The organism is Bradyrhizobium genosp. SA-3 (genome assembly GCF_004212635.1).
Lineage (GTDB): Bacteria > Pseudomonadota > Alphaproteobacteria > Rhizobiales > Xanthobacteraceae > Bradyrhizobium.
Genome location: NZ_PSRT01000004.1, coordinates 73,738 through 91,726, shown reverse-complemented (window position 1 = coordinate 91,726; position 17,989 = coordinate 73,738). Strand labels below are relative to the sequence as shown.

Sequence of the window (17,989 nt, the reverse complement as noted above, 5' to 3'; positions counted from 1 at the left end):
CCGCTGTCTTGCCGCGGCCCGTTGCCGGGACCGCAAATTCTTTCGAGCCACCCGCCCGACGAGGCCGCCCTGCGCAGATCAATCCGCGCAAAGCGAAATTGCGCCAACCGCTCCATCACCGAGCGGAAAGCGCTTCGACGCCACAGAGGACCGCAGTAGTTAGACCGGTCAGCACAATGCCGTGGCCCGCGCACTGAGGTCATGCATCCGAGTTCGATCTCATGAGAACGTGCTCAAGAGAACTAAAATCGCACTGGCATTGCCTAGCTATGATCGACAGCGTTTGAGCGGCATTCGTCGAGGTTGGTGCCCGCCTTTACGACCCTTGTGGATCTAGTCCTTGGGGATCAAACGGGTGGCCCGTTCCGACGCTGGCGATGCTCACCGCCTGTCGTTAAGTGAGGCGCTTTCTATAAGTGAGAATCGGTCAAGTCAAGGTGAAACGACAGTCACAAAGCGCTTCAGCGCCTGCAAAAATAGCCTCTTGGCCGCTTCCCCGCGCCTGTCTGACATGGGATCGAAGCGCTTGGTCTACAGGTCCGAAGGAAATTATACCCGGGCGAAATGTAGTTTTATTATCAAACCTGAAGGCTTTTTCCTGCCCATGCACAAATCCGCTGGCTGGCGGCGGCTTTCCAGCTTCCCTGGCGTGCCGCGATGTCCGGTCTCGCAGGGATTTCGGCAGTGCTGGTCGGTCCGCGAGGGGCCGATGCGCCCAAGCCAAGTGTCAATAAATTCGCCGGCTTCGCGTCGGCCGAACGCCTTGCGTCAGGGAATCACTGAGTCGGCGCTGGGCCGCGCATGCTTGGGCGACGAGACCTGGATCGGACGCGGCGCTCCCTCCGCCCCCGGTCACTCCTCCTCGTCGTCCTCATCATCCTCGAGGTCTTCATCCTCGTCGTCATCGTCGCTATCGTCGTCGGCGTGAGCCGCCGCGCCATGGGGCTGGTGAATCTGATCGTTCCACAGCTTGCGATAGGTGCCGTTGCTGGCGAGCAGCTGGGCATGGGAGCCGCGCTCGATCGCCTTGCCCCCTGAGATCACGATGATCTCGTCCATCTCGACCACCGAGGCCAGGCGGTGGGTCGACCAGATCATGGTGCGGCCCTTGGCGACCTTCAGCAGCGTGCGGTTGATCGCGGCTTCCGTGGTCTGGTCGAGCGCCGAGGTGGCTTCGTCCAGCAGCAGCACGGACGGGTTACGGATGATCGCGCGCGCGATCGCGATGCGCTGGCGCTGGCCCCCTGAGAGCGTTTCGCCGCGCTCGCCGACCGGCGTGTCGTATCGCTGCGGCAGGCCCATGATGTAGCGGTGGATCTCGGCCTTCTTGGCCGCCTCCTCCACCTCTTCGTCGGTCGCGCCCTCCTTGCCGAGCCGGATGTTCTCGCGGATCGACATGTTGAACAGCATGTTCTCCTGGAACACCACCGCCATGCTCCGGCGCAGCGAATCCAACGTCACCTTGCGGACGTCAACGCCGTCGATGGTGACGCGGCCGTCGTCGGGCACGTAGAGCCGCAGGATCAGATTGAGCAGCGTGCTCTTGCCGGAGCCTGACGGTCCGACGATGGCAATGCGCTTGCCGGCCTTGAGCTTGAGGCTGAGATTGTCCAGCACCGGCGTCTCGCTACCTTCGTATTGGAACGTCACGCGGTCGAAGGTGATGTCGTTGGTGATGCGCGGCAGGTCGGGCGCGCCGGGGCGATCGGCACCCCGCGTCGGCTCGTCGAGCAGCTCCTGGATGTGCCGGATCGCGGCGGCCGAGGAGATCGACACCGGGATGAAATGCATCACATGGGCGATGTTGTAGGAGACCTCCCAGAACGCGCTCTCGAAGGTGACGAAGGTGCCGATGGTGATCTGGCCCTTGGTCGCCAGATATGCGCCGATCGCGAGCACGACCAGGTGCAGGAGCAGCACCGAGATGGTGACCGTCCGTTCCACCATGGTCGACAGGAACGCGGCCGAGGCGATCTTGTTGCGCGTCTCGTCGTTGCGGAAGGTGAAGAAGCCGAACATCTTGCGCTGCAGGCTGAACGCCTTGATCACGGCCTGGGCCGCCACGTTCTCCTGCACCATGCCGAGCAGCGCGCTCTCGTTGAGCTTCTGCTCGTAATTGGCCTGCACCGCCTTCGGGGTGAGGATGCGCGGGCCGATCAGCGTGATCGGGAACACCAGCAGCGCGACCACCGCGAGCTGCCAGTTCAGGAACACCATCAGGATGATGCCGGCGATCAGTTCCAGGAACGGCAGCGCTGCGCTGTTGGCAAAGCTCTTGACCGAGCCTTCGAAGGCCGAGAGATCGACGGAAAAGCGCGACAGGATCTCGCCGCGCTTGGTGCGGCCGAAATAGGCCGCCGGCAGATCCTGGACGTGCTCGAACAGGCGTTTGCGCACGTCGGAAATGATGCAGGCAGCGAGCCGCGCGTCCCAGCGCTCGTACCAGACCGCGACGATCGAGGTGAAGATGCCGGCGGCCGCGAGCACGCCGAGGATCTTGTACAGAGCCTGGAAGTCCTCCTCGCCGAGCGCGTCGTCGATCAGGTACTTCAGGCTGAGCGGCATGATGACGTTGAACAGCGTCTCGACGCAGACGCCGAACGCGACGAATGACAGCATCCGCTTGTAGTTGGTCAGATAGGGCCTGACGAACCCGACGATGGTGGCGAGCGCGCCGGCGGCCTCGCGCGCGGTAAAGACGACGAGATCCTCGTCCTCATCGTCGTCATCGAGCTCCAGCTCGTCCTTGCCCTCGTCCTCCTCCTCGTCTTCGAATTCCGGCTTCGCGGCGGCGGCGAGCTTGTCGTCGAGCTCGGCCGCCTCTTCCGCGGCGAGCTTCTGTTTGTCGGGCGAGAGGGGCTTGGACGCCATGAAACCAACCGATGCTGACGGCCGGCATGACCGCAGAGAAAGCAGGAATAGCGGCAGCCGCTATTGCACCGATTCTATGCCATCAAGATGAATTCGGCAAAGCAATTGGCGAAGGCGCCCGACGTCTTGGCTAGTCGTCGTCCTCGTCCTCGACCTTGTCGAAGAAGGAATAGCGCAAGCTGTCAGCGTCGGCGTACCACTGGCCTGGCCCCTTGCTCGCGGCGAGCGTCGCCTCCCAGAGCGCATCGGTGCAGTCCTTGCGGTGCATCGACAGATCGAAGCCGTTGCCGAAGAACAGTTCGGACCATTCCCACCAGGTGCCGAGCTTCTTGACCCCGCGCAGCAGGTCGTAGCGGTCGATCAGTGCCGGCGCCATGTCCGACGTGATCGAGCCGAACACGAGGCCGGTCTTGACCACACGATTCAGCTCGCGGATCGCGCGGACCACCTGCTTGGGGGAAACGTGGCAGAGGCTGGTCTCGAACACGAAGTCGAACGCACCGTCCTTGAACGGCATGTCGGTGATCGAGCCAAGCTTGTTGTACTTCTTCAGCGCCTTCGGCGTTTTGGCATGGATGGCGCGGTTGTTCTCGATTCCCCATGCATCGATGCCGCGATCGCGCAGCGCACCGACCAGCTCGCCGCTGGCGGAGCCCGCGACCAGCAGCTTGGCGTCCTTCGCCTCGCCCCAGACGATGCCGATCAGCCTGGTGAGATAATCGGGATCGGTGAAGTGGCGCCACGCCTCGTCATAGGGACCGAGGCCGCGATAGTTCTCGAAATAATCGCGGTCGATCTTGTCGGAGAGCGGCTTGTCCTCCTGCGCGCGCTCGCGGCGCAGGCGCATCATCTCGGTCAGGATGATGTCGGTCGCCGCGTCCGAGGAGTCGAGCAGACCATTCAGCGTCGAGTCGAACAGATAGTCGCCGACCACGACGATGCCGGGATGCTGCTTCGGCTCGGGCCGGTGATTGGTCATGACGTCGCGCACCGGCAGACCGCCCGGCAGCGCGTTCACCGACGACAGCCAGTGGTGGATCTTGCCTTCCATGAAATGCGAACGCGCATTGCCGAGCGATGCCGGCAGCGATTTCAGCGCCGCGTCGATCAGCTCCTGGTCCGACAGGTTGGCGAAGGCCAGCGCGTCGGAGCCGGGAATGAGCCAGTTCAAGACGCCGTGCTTGCCGACGTCGTGGCGCGCGCCCTCGTTGTAGACGCAGCAGCCGCCGAAGGCCTCCGACATGAACCAGGCGCCGGGAATCTTCTCGCCCCAGAACGGCGTGTCGAACAGGATCGAGACGCGCAGGTAGTGCGCGGGGCGGTCGAAATATGAGACGTGCTTGACCATCGACTTGCGCAGCTGCTCGCCTTCCCAGCCGACGGTCGCGAGCCAGGAATGCGGCAGGCACATCAGCACGAGATCGAAGTCGCGCGTCTCCGGCCCCTTGCCGTTCATCATCTTGAGCTGATAACGGCCGGTCGACGCCTTGCCGACAGTGAGCACCCGGTGATTGAGCTGGATGTCGGCATTGACCTCCGACTGCAGGCACTCGATCAGCTGCTCGTTGCCGTTCTGGATGGAATAGAGGCCGATATAGCCGTCGACGTCCATCAGATAGTTCTTGAGCGCGTTGAGGCCGTTGGTGTTGTGGCTCTCGGTCGCGATGTCCGAGCGCGCCATGACCTTGAAGAAACGCTTTGCCGTCTCGTCCTCGACCTCCTCGTCGAGCACCTGCTCGGCGGTCTTGTAGGCCCAGGGGTTCTCGTTGTCGTGCGCGCCGACGCCCTCGTAATACTCGATCGGCGACATCACCTCGGTGCAGCGCTTGCGGAACGCCTCGATCGCGGCCGCGGTCTTGGCGCCGTATTTGCGGCGCATGCCAGCGACGTCGTTGAGGAGCTCGCCGCCGAACTGGACCTGCTCGGCATCCATCGGAATGGTCTGAAGCCCGAAATGCTGGATCAGCTCGCGCAGCGGATCGGGCCCGGTCATCGAGTAGTCGTAGATCTCGGCAACGCCGGCCTCGTACATCGCGGGCGCGGAATCGAATTTGCGCGTGACGATCTTACCGCCGAGCCGGTCGGATGCCTCGAAGATGGTGACGCGGCAGAGGTCGCCGAGCTTGCGCTTAAGATACCAGGCGCTCATCAGCCCGCCGGGGCCGCCGCCTACGATTGCGAGATCAAGCATGTGAGTTCCGTGGTCTCCGGCCCTGCCCCCGTCACGGGACCACCGGTCTAAGCTCTCCTAGCAGAAGCGCTTTTGCGGCTGAAGGAAAGATGAACAAAGGCTGACCCCGCATAGCAGCAAACACAGAAAGCAGCAAAAAGGCCGGCAAAAGCCGGCCTTTTCATTGTCCTCAGTATTCTTACGGATGAACCATCATTCAGCCGGCGGCAGCGCCATCGGCTCCGCTTCCGGCGCGGGCGACACGACGGCCGCCTGCTTCTCGCGCTCGTCCAGGATCAGCTTGTCGCGCTTCATGGCGACTTCGCGGATCTTGGCCATGGAGGCGCCGGTGCCCGCCGGGATCAGCCGGCCGACGATGACGTTCTCCTTGAGGCCCTCGAGCGGATCGACCTTGCCGTTGACCGCCGCTTCCGTGAGGACGCGGGTGGTCTCCTGGAACGAGGCCGCCGAGAAGAACGAGCGGGTCTGGAGGCTCGCCTTGGTGATGCCGAGCAGAACCGGCGTCCCCGTGGCGGGCTTCTTGCCCTCCTCCTTGGCCTTCTCGTTCAGCGCGTCGAACTCGATCTTGTCGACCTGCTCGCCCGAGATCATGTCCGTATCGCCCTGGTCGGTGACTTCCACCTTCTGGAGCATCTGACGGACAATCACCTCAATGTGCTTGTCGTTGATGAGCACGCCCTGGAGCCGGTAGACCTCCTGGATTTCGTTGACCAGGTAAGCCGCAAGCTCCTCGATGCCCTTCACGGCAAGAATGTCGTGCGGCGCCGGGTTGCCTTCCACGATGAAGTCGCCCTTTTCGACGACGTCGCCGTCCTGAAGGTGGATATGCTTGCCCTTCGGGATCAGGTACTCGCGCGGCTCCTCGGTCTTGTCCATCGGCTCGATCGAGATGCGACGCTTGTTCTTGTAGTCGCGTCCGAACCGGATGGTGCCCGCGATTTCGGCGATGATCGCCGCATCCTTCGGACGCCGTGCCTCGAACAGTTCCGCCACCCGCGGCAGACCGCCGGTGATGTCACGCGTCTTGGCGCTTTCGGTCGAGACACGGGCGAGGATGTCGCCCGGATTGACCTTGGCTCCGACGTCGACCGAGAGAATGGCGTCGACCGACAGCATGTAGCGGGCATCGCCGCCACGGGGGAGCTTGAGCACCTTGCCGTCCTTGCCCTTGACCACGATGGCCGGACGCAGGTCCGAGCCGCCGCGGGTCGAGCGCCAGTCGATAACCACGCGCTTGGCGATACCGGTGGCCTCGTCGAGCGTTTCCGAGATCGACTGCCCTTCGACCAGATCCTCGAAGCCGATCGTACCTTCGACTTCGGTGAGGAGCGGACGGGTGTAGGGATCCCACTCGACGACGCGCTGGCCGCGCTTGACCATGTCGCCCTCGTCGACGTGCAGGCGCGAGCCGTACTGGACGCGGTGCGTCGCACGCTCGGTACCGTCAGCATCGACGATCGCCACCACCATGTTGCGCACCATCGCGATCAGGTGACCTTCGCTGTTGCGGGCGATGGCCTTGTTCCTGATCACGATCTTGCCGTCGAAGTTGGCTTCGACGAAGGACTGCTCGTTGAGCTGCGCCGCACCGCCGATGTGGAAGGTGCGCATGGTGAGCTGGGTGCCCGGCTCGCCGATGGACTGCGCCGCGATGACGCCGACCGCTTCGCCGTGGTTGACCGGCGTGCCGCGGGCGAGGTCGCGGCCGTAGCACTTGCCGCAGATGCCGTTGACGAGCTCGCAGGTCAGTGCCGAACGGATCTTGACCTCCTGCACGCCACCCTGCTGGATGGCATCCAGATGGCTCTCTTCCATCAGCGTGTCGCGCTTGATGATCACCTTGCCCGAGCTGTCGCGCACGTCTTCGCAGGCCGTGCGTCCGAGGATGCGCGAACCGAGTGAAGCGACCACGGTGCCGGCATCGACGATGGCGCGCATCTTGATGCCGAGCTTGGTGCCGCAGTCGCTCTGCGTGATGATGCAGTCCTGCGCCACGTCGACGAGACGACGGGTCAGGTAGCCGGAGTTCGCGGTCTTCAACGCGGTGTCCGCGAGGCCCTTGCGGGCGCCGTGGGTCGAGTTGAAGTACTCGAGCACCGAGAGGCCTTCCTTGAAGTTCGAGATGATCGGCGTCTCGATGATCTCACCCGACGGCTTGGCCATCAGGCCGCGCATGCCGGCGAGCTGGCGCATCTGGGCCGGCGAACCGCGGGCACCGGAGTGAGCCATCATGTAGATCGAGTTGATGTCGGCGTCGGCTCCGCTCGCCGTCTTCTTGGTGGCGGAGATCTCCTTCATCATCGCCTTGGCGATTTCTTCCGTGGCCTTCGACCAGGCGTCGACGACCTTGTTGTACTTCTCGCCATGGGTGATCAGACCGTCATTGTACTGCTGCTCGAAATCCTTCGCCAGCGTACGGGTGGTATCGACGATCTTCCACTTGCCGTGCGGCACGACCATGTCGTCCTTGCCGAACGAGATGCCGGCCTTGAACGCGTTGTAGAAGCCGAGCGCCATGATGCGGTCGCAGAAGATCACCGTCTCCTTCTGGCCGCAATGACGGTAGACCTGGTCGATCACGCCCGAGATCTCGCGCTTGGTCATCAGCTTGTTGATGATCTCGTACGAGATCCGCGGGTTCTTCGGCAGCAGATTGCCCAGCATGACGCGGCCGGCGGTGGTCTCGATCCAGCGCTTGGAGACCTTGCCGGTCTCGTCCATGCCTTCCCACCGGTACTTGATCTTGGTGTGGAGGTGGATGACCTTCGCGTGCAGCGCGTGCTCGAGCTCGGCCATGTCGCCGAACACCTTGCCCTCGCCGGGCAGGCCTTCGCGCATGATCGAGACGTAGTACAGACCCAGCACGATGTCCTGCGACGGCACGATGATCGGCTGGCCGTTCGCCGGATGCAGGATGTTGTTGGTCGACATCATCAGCACGCGCGCTTCCAGCTGCGCTTCGAGCGACAGCGGAACGTGCACGGCCATCTGGTCGCCGTCGAAGTCGGCGTTGAACGCGGAGCAGACCAGCGGGTGCAGCTGGATCGCCTTGCCCTCGATCAGCACGGGTTCGAACGCCTGGATGCCGAGGCGATGCAGCGTCGGCGCGCGGTTGAGCAGCACCGGATGCTCGCGGATGACCTCGTCCAGGATGTCCCAGACCTCGGGCCGCTCCTTCTCGACCAGCTTCTTGGCCTGCTTCACGGTGGTTGACAGGCCCTTGGCGTCAAGCCGCGAGTAGATGAACGGCTTGAACAGCTCGAGCGCCATCTTCTTCGGCAGGCCGCACTGATGCAGGCGCAGCTCGGGACCGACCACGATCACCGAACGGCCCGAATAGTCGACGCGCTTGCCGAGCAGGTTCTGACGGAAGCGGCCCTGCTTGCCCTTGAGCATATCGGCGAGCGACTTCAACGGGCGCTTGTTGGCGCCGGTGATGACGCGGCCGCGGCGGCCGTTGTCGAACAGCGCATCGACCGCTTCCTGAAGCATGCGCTTCTCGTTGCGGATGATGATGTCGGGCGCGCGCAGCTCCATCAGCCGCTTCAAGCGGTTGTTGCGGTTGATGACGCGGCGGTAGAGGTCGTTGAGGTCCGAGGTCGCGAAGCGGCCGCCGTCCAGCGGCACCAGCGGACGCAGGTCCGGCGGGATCACCGGGACCACGGTCATGATCATCCATTCCGGCTTGTTGCCGGAGTGGCGGAACGCTTCCACGATCTTCAGGCGCTTGGCGAGCTTCTTGTGCTTGATGTCGGAGTCGGTCTCCTGCATCTCGACGCGCAAGGAAGCCTCGAGCTTCTCGAGGTCCATGCCCTTGAGCAGCTCGCGGATCGCTTCTGCGCCGATCATGGCGGTGAACGAATCCTGGCCGTACTCATCCTGCGCCCTCAGATACTCGTCTTCCGACAAGAGCTGACGGTCCTTCAGCGCAGTGAGACCCGGCTCCAGCACGACGTAGTATTCGAAGTAAAGGATCCGCTCGAGATCCTTCAGCGTCATGTCCAGCAGGAGGCCGATGCGCGAGGGCAGCGACTTCAGGAACCAGATGTGGGCGACGGGGGCTGCGAGCTCGATGTGGCCCATGCGCTCGCGCCGGACGCGCGACAGCGTGACCTCGACCGAGCACTTCTCGCAGATGATGCCCTTGTACTTCATGCGCTTGTACTTGCCGCACAAGCACTCGTAGTCCTTGATCGGCCCGAAGATGCGGGCGCAGAACAGGCCGTCGCGCTCGGGCTTGAAGGTACGGTAGTTGATGGTCTCCGGCTTCTTGATCTCGCCGTAGGACCAGGACAGAATCTTTTCTGGAGACGCGATCGAGATCCGGATCTGGTCGAAGACCTGAGCCGGCGTCGTCGGATTGAAGAGATTCATAATTTCTTGGTTCATCGTCTTCTCCTCGCGTGCCGGTCGCCTCCGGCCGCAAATTCGAAAATCACTTAGCGGGGCGCCCTGCCCTCAAGGCCTCAGGCGGGGCGCCAACGCCCGGCCGCGAAGGCCGGGCACGACAGGTCGAATTACTCGGCCGCTTCCGACGTCGCGCCGGTCCCATCTTGGAGTTGTGCAGGTCGACGTTGAGGCCGAGCGAGCGCATTTCCTTGACCAGCACGTTGAACGACTCCGGAATACCGGCCTCGAACGTGTCGTCGCCGCGCACGATCGCCTCGTACACCTTGGTGCGGCCGGCGACGTCGTCCGACTTCACCGTCAGCATCTCCTGGAGCGTGTACGCCGCGCCGTAAGCCTCGAGCGCCCACACCTCCATTTCGCCGAAGCGCTGGCCGCCGAACTGCGCCTTGCCGCCCAGCGGCTGCTGGGTGACGAGCGAGTACGGACCGATCGAACGCGCGTGGATCTTGTCGTCGACGAGATGGTGCAGCTTGAGCATGTAGATGTAGCCCACCGTCACCTTGCGATCGAACGGATCGCCGGTGCGGCCGTCATAGACGGTCGACTGACCCGAAGCGTCGAGACCGGCGAGCTTCAGCATCTCCTCGATGTCGGCTTCCTTGGCGCCGTCGAACACCGGCGTCGCGATCGGCACGCCGCGGCTTAAGTTGTGGCCGAGCTCGATCAGTTCGTTGTCGTTGAGCGACTTGATCGTCTCGTCCTCGCCGTAGACCTTCTTCAAGGTTTCCTTCAGCGGCTTGATGTCCTGCTTCGACAGGTAAGCATCGACCGTCTGGCCGATACGCTTGCCGAGGCCGGCGCAGGCCCAGCCGAGATGGGTCTCGAGGATCTGTCCCACGTTCATGCGCGAGGGCACGCCCAGCGGATTGAGCACGATGTCGGCATGCGTGCCGTCTTCGAGGAACGGCATGTCCTCGATCGGCACGATCTTCGACACCACGCCCTTGTTGCCATGGCGGCCGGCCATCTTGTCGCCGGGCTGGATCTTGCGCTTCACCGCGACGAAGACCTTGACCATCTTCATCACGCCGGGCGGCAACTCGTCACCACGCTGAAGCTTCTCGACCTTGTCGAGGAAGCGCTGTTCCAGCCCCTTCTTCGACTCGTCGTACTGCTTCCGCATGGCCTCGATCTCGGCCATCAGCTTGTCGTTCGGGGAGGCGAACAGCCACCACTGCGACTTCGGGTACTCCTCGAGCACCGCACGGGTGATCTTGGTGTCCTTCTTGAAGCCCTTCGGACCGGCAATGCCCTGCCGTCCCTCGAGCAGCTCGGCAAGACGGTTGTAGACGTTGCGGTCGAGGATCGCCTGCTCGTCGTCACGGTCCTTGGCCAGACGCTCGATCTCTTCCCGCTCGATCGCCAGCGCACGCTCGTCCTTGTCGACGCCGTGACGGTTGAACACGCGCACTTCGACGATCGTGCCCTGCACGCCCGGAGGAACGCGCAGCGAAGTGTCGCGAACGTCGGAGGCCTTCTCGCCGAAGATGGCGCGCAGGAGCTTCTCTTCCGGCGTCATCGGGCTTTCGCCCTTCGGCGTGATCTTGCCGACTAGGATATCGCCGGCGCGCACTTCCGCACCGATGTAGACGATACCGGCTTCGTCGAGGTTCTTCAGCGCTTCTTCCGAGACGTTCGGAATGTCGCGGGTGATTTCCTCAGGTCCGAGCTTGGTGTCGCGGGCCATCACCTCGAACTCCTCGATGTGGATCGAGGTGAAGACGTCTTCCTTCACGATCCGCTCGGAGAGCAGGATCGAGTCTTCGAAGTTGTAGCCGTTCCACGGCATGAACGCGACCAGCACGTTGCGGCCGAGCGCGAGCTCGCCGAGATCGGTCGAGGGACCGTCGGCGATGATGTCGCCCTTCTTGACGATGTCGCCGACCTTCACCAGCGGACGCTGGTTGATGCAGGTCGACTGGTTGGAGCGCTGGTACTTCATCAGCCGGTAGATATCGACGCCCGACTTGGTCGGATCGAGATCTTCCGTGGCGCGGATGACGACGCGGGTCGCGTCGATCTGGTCGATCACGCCCGAACGGCGCGCCGCGATCGCGGCACCCGAGTCACGCGCAACCACGCCTTCCATGCCGGTGCCGACGAACGGCGCTTCGGCGCGAACCAGCGGCACCGCCTGGCGCTGCATGTTCGAGCCCATCAGCGCGCGGTTGGCGTCGTCGTTCTCGAGGAACGGGATCAGCGCCGCTGCGACCGACACGAGCTGCTTCGGCGACACGTCCATGTAGTCGACCTTATCAGGCGTCACCGGCAAGACTTCGCCGGCGTGACGGCAGACCACGAGGTCTTCGGTGAAGCGGCCCTTCGGGTCGAGCGGCACGTTGGCCTGCGCGACCGTGTAGCGGCCCTCCTCCATCGCCGAGAGGTACACGACCTCGTCGGTGACGCGGCCGTCCTTGACCTTGCGGTACGGCGTCTCGACGAAGCCGTACTTGTTCACGCGCGCGAAGGTCGCGAGCGAGTTGATCAGGCCGATGTTCGGACCTTCCGGCGTCTCGATCGGGCAGATGCGGCCGTAATGCGTCGGATGCACGTCGCGCACCTCGAAGCCGGCGCGCTCGCGGGTCAGACCGCCCGGTCCGAGCGCCGACAGGCGCCGCTTGTGCGTGATCTCGCTGAGCGGATTGGTCTGGTCCATGAACTGCGAGAGCTGCGAGGAGCCGAAGAACTCGCGCACGGCGGCAGCCGCCGGCTTGGCGTTGATCAGGTCCTGCGGCATCACCGTGTCGATGTCGACCGAGGACATGCGCTCCTTGATCGCGCGCTCCATGCGCAGGAGGCCGATGCGGTACTGGTTCTCCATGAGCTCGCCGACCGAACGCACGCGGCGGTTGCCGAGATGGTCGATGTCGTCGATCTCGCCCTTGCCGTCGCGCAGGTCCACCAGCGTCTTGATGACGGAGAGAATGTCTTCCTTACGCAGCGTGCGCTGGGTATCGGGCGCATCGAGGTCGAGGCGCATGTTCATCTTGACGCGGCCGACCGCGGAGAGGTCGTAGCGCTCGGCGTCGAAGAACAGCGACTGGAACATGGCCTGCGCCGATTCCAGCGTCGGCGGCTCGCCCGGACGCATGACACGGTAGATGTCGAACAGCGCGTCCTCACGCGTCATGTTCTTGTCGGCCGAGAGCGTGTTGCGGATGTAGGGGCCGACATTGACGTGGTCGATGTCGAGCAGCGGCAGCTCCTTGTAGCCCTGCTCGTTGAGCGCCTTCATCAGCTTGTCGGTGATTTCCTCACCGGCTTCAGCATGGATCTCGCCCGTCTTCGGGTTGACGAGGTCCTCGGCGACGTAGTTGCCGACCAGTTCCTCATCGGCCATGCGCAGCGCCTTCAGCCCCTTCTCCTGGAGCTGGCGGGCGGCACGGACGGTCAGCTTCTTGCCGGCCTCGAGCACGACCTTGCCGGTATCTGCGTCGATCAAATCGTTGACGGTCGAGTAGCCGCGGAAGCGGTTGGCGTCGAACGGAACGCGCCAGCCTTCCTTGGTCCGCTTGTAGAGGATCTTCTTGTAGAACGTGGACAGGATCGCCTCGCCGTCGAGGCCGAGCGCGAACATCAGCGACGTCACCGGAATCTTGCGGCGACGGTCGATACGCGCATAGACGATATCCTTGGCGTCGAACTCGATGTCGAGCCAGGAGCCGCGATACGGAATCACGCGCGCGGCGAACAGCAGCTTGCCCGAGGAATGGGTCTTGCCCTTGTCGTGGTCGAAGAACACGCCGGGCGAACGGTGCATCTGCGAGACGATGACGCGCTCGGTGCCGTTGACGATGAAGGTGCCGTTCATCGTCATGAGCGGGATGTCGCCCATGTAGACGTCCTGCTCCTTGATGTCCTTCACCGACTTCGCGCCGGTTTCCTCGTCGATATCGAACACGATGAGGCGCAGCGTCACCTTGAGGGGAGCCGCGAAGGTCATGCCGCGCTGGCGGCACTCGTCGACGTCGTATTTCGGCTGCTCGAACTCGTAGCGGACGAATTCCAGCATCGAGGTGCCCGAGAAGTCGGAGATCGGAAACACCGAGCGGAACACCGCCTGCAGACCCTCGTCGAGACGGCCACCCTGGGGCTCGTCGACCATCAGGAACTGGTCATAGGACGCCTTCTGAACCTCGATGAGGTTCGGCATCTCGGCGACTTCCTTGATGTGTCCGAAAAACTTGCGAACGCGTTTGCGACCGGTGAATGTCTGCTGCGCCATCGTGGCCTCTCATTTCGTCGCCCGCTCTGGGCGCGCCGTCCGGAACGCGGCTGCCACCGCTCCCCGGGTTGAATTTTTCGAACCCGCCTTGGGGGCCGGAAGCTCAGTTTCAGGCGGGAATGTCCTGAATCTGTTCTTCAGACCTTCAAAACGCAAAACGACGCGCGGGGCGCAGAAGCGCGCCCGCCCGTCACAACGATCGTCTTCACGGACTGCAAAAGCCCGAAATAGCCTGCTCTCCCAACGGCTTACAGGGAAATCCGGCATCCCTGCCCACCGCGCTTTCGTGCTGCCGACCCGATATGGGGCGACAATAATGGAGATTCGAGGGGTAAACCCTCAAATCCCCACACTTTTTCGTGTTCGGCCTGCGTCGGGACGTCCCGTCGCACGCCTTTTGCATCCGGCCCACCCCTTCGATGAGGAGCGGACCAAGATCCCGGGCTGCGCTGTTGCCCGCCCGGGACCTCGCCAGTAAGCTTGCGCTTACTTGAGCTCGACCTTGGCGCCAGCCTTCTCGATCTGCGCCTTGATCTTCTCGGCTTCTTCCTTGTTCACGCCTTCCTTCAGCGGCTTCGGAGCACCCTCGACGAGGTCCTTTGCTTCCTTCAGGCCGAGACCGGTGATGGCGCGGACTTCCTTGATGACCTCGATCTTCTTGTCGCCGGCGCTGGCGAGAACGACCGTGAACTCGGTCTTCTCTTCCGCCGGAGCGGCGGCGGCGCCGCCAGCAGCCGGGCCGGCCACGGCGACAGCCGCGGCAGCCGAAACGCCCCACTTCTCTTCGAGGAGCTTCGCGAGTTCGGCAGCTTCGAGCACGGTGAGGCTCGAGAGGTCGTCAACGATCTTCTGCAAGTCAGCCATTGTTCAGTTTCCTTACGTGTAAGTCTGGTTCGGGTTTGAGTTTTGCGAAGGGCGTCAGGCCGCTTCGCCCTTTGAGGCATGAGCCTGGATGACGCGCGCGAGCTTGCCCGCGGGCGCGTTGGCGAGCTGAGCGAGCTTGGTCGCCGGGGCCACGATGAGGCCGACGATCTTGCCGCGCAGTTCGTCAAGCGACGGCAGCGAGGCAAGCGCCTTCACGCCGTCGACATTCAGGACGGTCTTGCCCATCGAGCCGCCGATGATGACGAACTTTTCGTTCGCCTTGGCGAATTCGATGGCGACCTTCGGCGCCGCTACCGGATCGTTGGAAGTGGCGATCACGGTCGGCCCCTTCAGCATGGGACCGATGGCAACGACGTCAGTGCCTTCAAGAGCAATTTTGGCGAGACGGTTCTTCGAGACCTTCACCGAGGCGCCAGCCTGCTTCATCTGCATGCGCAGCTTCTGCATCTGGGCAACGGTGAGGCCGGAATATTGAGCAACGATCGCGACGCCCGTGGTCTTGAAGACCTCGTTGAGCTGTTCGACCGCTTCCTTTTTTGCCGCTCGTTCCACAGCAAGCTCTCTCCGGTTGGCGGTCATCGCGAGAAGCGGGACCGCCGGGTTGCACCCATCGTCCCACCCAAACCTGAACCTCCGGGCCAAAACCCATCGGACACGCCGGGCAAGACGACAATTCAAAGCCTGCCCTCCGGGAGCCCATGAGGCCCACGGCGTGTCGAGGTCCGAACCAGACCCGTTTCGCGAAGCCAGCCCTTGAAGCTGGGTGCGAAGTGAAATCCGGTCTTCACCCGTCTATGCAGGCCATGCGATTAAGCCCTTGAGAAATCGAAATTCCCCGCAGGCGCCTGCAGTCTTGGACAGGACAAGGTCAGCCGGCGAACCGCCTGACCTCTGCCCGCATTCCACCAAGTGACGAGGTTTCCTTCCTTTTCCGGGCAAATCCTTGCGGACGTCCTGAAAAGGAATGATCTCCTGTTGCGTCGGTTTTCGGAATGCGTGCACGAACGCGCCAGCCGAGGCCGGAACGTCCGGAAGCGGTTCTTTAACTGCTGGGAGCCTGCTTGCCAAGAGCAAAATTCACACCAGTTCCAATCCGTTGCCGGCGGGGCCTGAGGCGGGCCGACAAGGGCCGATTCAGGCCGATTTGACCGCGTAAGGTAGCGGCCTGCCCTCGAAAAACGCAGTCAGGTTCGCTAGGACGCAGCTCTGCATGGCGACGTGCGATTCGAGGGTGTGGCCACCGATATGCGGGGCGAGCACCACATTGGGGAGCGCGGTCAGCGCATCGGGAGCGTGCGGTTCCCTTTCGTAGACGTCGAGGCCGGCGCCGGCGATGGTCTTGTCGGCAAGCGCGGCGACCAGGGCCTTCTCGTCGACGACCGAGCCGCGGGAGATGTTGACGACATAGCCGTCCCCGCCGAGACGTTTGAGGATGTCCGCATTGACAACGTGCCGGGTGTCGGCCCCCGCCCGGACCGCGATCATCAGCACGCCGCACCAGTCGGCAAGCGCTTCCAGCGAGGGGAAATATTGATAGGGCAGATCGTATCTGGTGCGGCTGAAATAGCCGACCTCGCTCTCGAACGCCGCGCAGCGCGCCGCAATCTTGCGGCCGATCTCGCCCATGCCGTAGACGCCGATGCGGCGGCCGGGCATGCCCGCCTGCGGGCGCATCATCGGCGAGGGTTTTGACGCCGCCCAATCGCCGCTGCGCACATATTGATCGGCTACCAGGATCCGCCGCGTCGTCGCCAGCATCAGGGTCATCGCGATGTCGGCGACGGAGGCCGCATTGGCACCTGGACTGTGGCCGACCGCGATGTTGCGCACGGCGGCCGCCTTCAGGTCGACGCCGTCATAGCCGGTGCCGTAGCAGACGATGGCGCCAAGTTTCGGAAACAGGTCCATCGCCTCGGCCCCCAGCGGCGTGCCGCCTGCGGTGAGCATCGCGCGGATGCCGCCGAGTTCATCCGCCGAAAACACCTCACGCGCGGGCTTGCCACCGGTGTCGAGCAGTTCGAACCGTTCGGCGAAACGCACCATCATCGTCTTGGGAAAGCGGGAGTAGATCAGGACCTTGTCAGCCATTGTTCTTGTTTCCGGTGAACGCGGTCACAAACGACGAGGGGCGGAATCGGTTGCCCAATTCCGCCCCTCGCCTCATGCAATATTTGAACCTTAGCCGAGGATGGTGCCCGGCTCGACCTTCACGCCGGGGCCCATCGTCGAGGACACCGCAACGCGCTGGATGTAGGTGCCCTTGGAACCGGCCGGCTTCGCCTTCGAGACAGCATCGGCGAGAGCCTTGATGTTCTCGACCAGCTTCTCCTCGGAGAACGAGGCCTTGCCGACGCCGGCCTGCAGGATGCCGGCCTTCTCGACGCGGAACTCGACCGAGCCGCCCTTGGCACCCTTCACCGCGCCGGTGACGTCCATGGTCACGGTGCCGATCTTCGGGTTCGGCATCAGGCCGCGCGGGCCGAGCACCTTACCCAACCGGCCGACCAGCGGCATCATGTCGGGGGTGGCGATGCAGCGGTCGAAATCGATCGAGCCGTTCTGCACCTTCTCGACCAGATCCTCGGCGCCGACGACGTCAGCACCCGCAGCCTTGGCCTCGTCGGCCTTGGCGCCACGGGCGAACACGCCGACGCGGAGCGTACGGCCGGTGCCATTCGGCAGGGTCACGACGCCGCGGACCATCTGGTCGGCGTGACGCGGATCGACGCCGAGATTGATCGCGACCTCGATGGTCTCGTCGAACTTCGCTTTCGCGCGCTCCTTGACCATCTTGATGGCGTCCGCGAGCGGGTAAAGCTTTTCGCGGTCAATGCCTTCGCGGGCTTTGTTCAAACGCTTTCCGATTGCCATGACCGCTTACCCCGCAACTTCCAGACCCATCGAACGGGCGGAGCCCTCGACCATCTTCATGGCCGATTCGATGCTGTCGCAATTCAAGTCCTTCATCTTCTTCTCGGCGATCTCGCGCACTTGCGCCTTGGTCACCTTGCCGGCCTTGTCACGGCCCGGCGCCTTCGAGCCGGACTGGATCTTGGCAGCCTGCTTGAGGAAGAACGACATCGGGGGCGTCTTCATCTCGAAGGTGAACGAACGATCGGCGTAGATCGTGATCACCACCGGAATCGGGGTGTTCTTCTCTTCCTTCTGGGTCTGGGCGTTGAACGCCTTGCAGAACTCCATGATGTTGAGACCGCGCTGACCGAGCGCGGGACCGATCGGGGGCGAAGGATTCGCCGCGCCGGCCGGGACCTGAAGCTTCAGGTATCCGGTCACTTTCTTTGCCATGTATCACTCCTGTTGTGCCGGCATATCGCCGGCGGTTTCAGGTTCGTGGTCGGGATCTCGAGCGGCTGGCAACCGCCCTCGTCCTCCCACGGCCTCTTGTT

Annotated in this window: 8 protein-coding genes and 1 pseudogene; all 9 read right to left on the bottom strand. The window is 63.4% G+C overall.

Annotation, left to right across the window (positions count from 1 at the left end; all coding sequences use genetic code 11):
- Positions 1 to 852 precede the first annotated feature (852 nt).
- Positions 853 to 2,871 (bottom strand): ABC transporter ATP-binding protein, encoded by a 2,019-nt coding sequence (locus CWO91_RS02160; RefSeq protein ID WP_130212053.1) that lies wholly within the window; start codon positions 2,869 to 2,871, stop codon positions 853 to 855.
- 130 nt (positions 2,872 to 3,001) lie between these two features.
- A complete protein-coding gene (locus tag CWO91_RS02155) occupies positions 3,002 to 5,062 on the bottom strand; it encodes an FAD-dependent oxidoreductase (protein ID WP_130212052.1) in 2,061 nt (686 codons plus the stop codon).
- Positions 5,063 to 5,254: 192 nt separating this feature from the next.
- Positions 5,255 to 9,451, bottom strand: coding sequence for a DNA-directed RNA polymerase subunit beta' (gene rpoC, locus CWO91_RS02150; RefSeq protein WP_130212051.1), 4,197 nt, complete (start codon positions 9,449 to 9,451; stop codon positions 5,255 to 5,257).
- A 128-nt stretch (positions 9,452 to 9,579) separates the two neighbouring features.
- A pseudogene (gene rpoB / locus CWO91_RS02145) lies at positions 9,580 to 13,697 on the bottom strand (DNA-directed RNA polymerase subunit beta).
- Between the two features lie 486 nt (positions 13,698 to 14,183).
- Positions 14,184 to 14,561, bottom strand: coding sequence for a 50S ribosomal protein L7/L12 (gene rplL / locus CWO91_RS02140; protein WP_124157674.1), 378 nt, complete (start codon positions 14,559 to 14,561; stop codon positions 14,184 to 14,186).
- A 54-nt stretch (positions 14,562 to 14,615) separates the two neighbouring features.
- Complete coding sequence (rplJ, locus tag CWO91_RS02135; RefSeq protein WP_091894789.1) at positions 14,616 to 15,134, bottom strand: 50S ribosomal protein L10; 519 nt, start codon at positions 15,132 to 15,134, stop codon at positions 14,616 to 14,618.
- 582 nt (positions 15,135 to 15,716) lie between these two features.
- A complete protein-coding gene (locus CWO91_RS02130) occupies positions 15,717 to 16,670 on the bottom strand; it encodes a 2-hydroxyacid dehydrogenase (protein WP_130212050.1) in 954 nt (317 codons plus the stop codon).
- 90 nt (positions 16,671 to 16,760) lie between these two features.
- Positions 16,761 to 17,453, bottom strand: a complete 693-nt coding sequence (gene rplA, locus CWO91_RS02125; RefSeq protein WP_018647230.1) for a 50S ribosomal protein L1 — start codon at positions 17,451 to 17,453, stop codon at positions 16,761 to 16,763.
- 6 nt (positions 17,454 to 17,459) lie between these two features.
- On the bottom strand, positions 17,460 to 17,888 hold the full coding sequence (gene rplK, locus CWO91_RS02120) for a 50S ribosomal protein L11 (protein ID WP_006611824.1): 429 nt from the start codon (positions 17,886 to 17,888) through the stop codon (positions 17,460 to 17,462).
- Between the last annotated feature and the right edge of the window lie 101 nt (positions 17,889 to 17,989).

Coding starts and splice junctions, on each gene's coding strand:
- CWO91_RS02130 (WP_130212050.1), bottom strand. CDS start 16,670: ATGGCTGACAAGGTCCTGATCTACTCCCGCTTTCCCAAGACGATGATG.
- rpoC (WP_130212051.1), bottom strand. CDS start 9,451: ATGAACCAAGAAATTATGAATCTCTTCAATCCGACGACGCCGGCTCAG.
- rplK (WP_006611824.1), bottom strand. CDS start 17,888: ATGGCAAAGAAAGTGACCGGATACCTGAAGCTTCAGGTCCCGGCCGGC.
- rplL (WP_124157674.1), bottom strand. CDS start 14,561: ATGGCTGACTTGCAGAAGATCGTTGACGACCTCTCGAGCCTCACCGTG.
- CWO91_RS02155 (WP_130212052.1), bottom strand. CDS start 5,062: ATGCTTGATCTCGCAATCGTAGGCGGCGGCCCCGGCGGGCTGATGAGC.
- CWO91_RS02160 (WP_130212053.1), bottom strand. CDS start 2,871: ATGGCGTCCAAGCCCCTCTCGCCCGACAAACAGAAGCTCGCCGCGGAA.
- rplA (WP_018647230.1), bottom strand. CDS start 17,453: ATGGCAATCGGAAAGCGTTTGAACAAAGCCCGCGAAGGCATTGACCGC.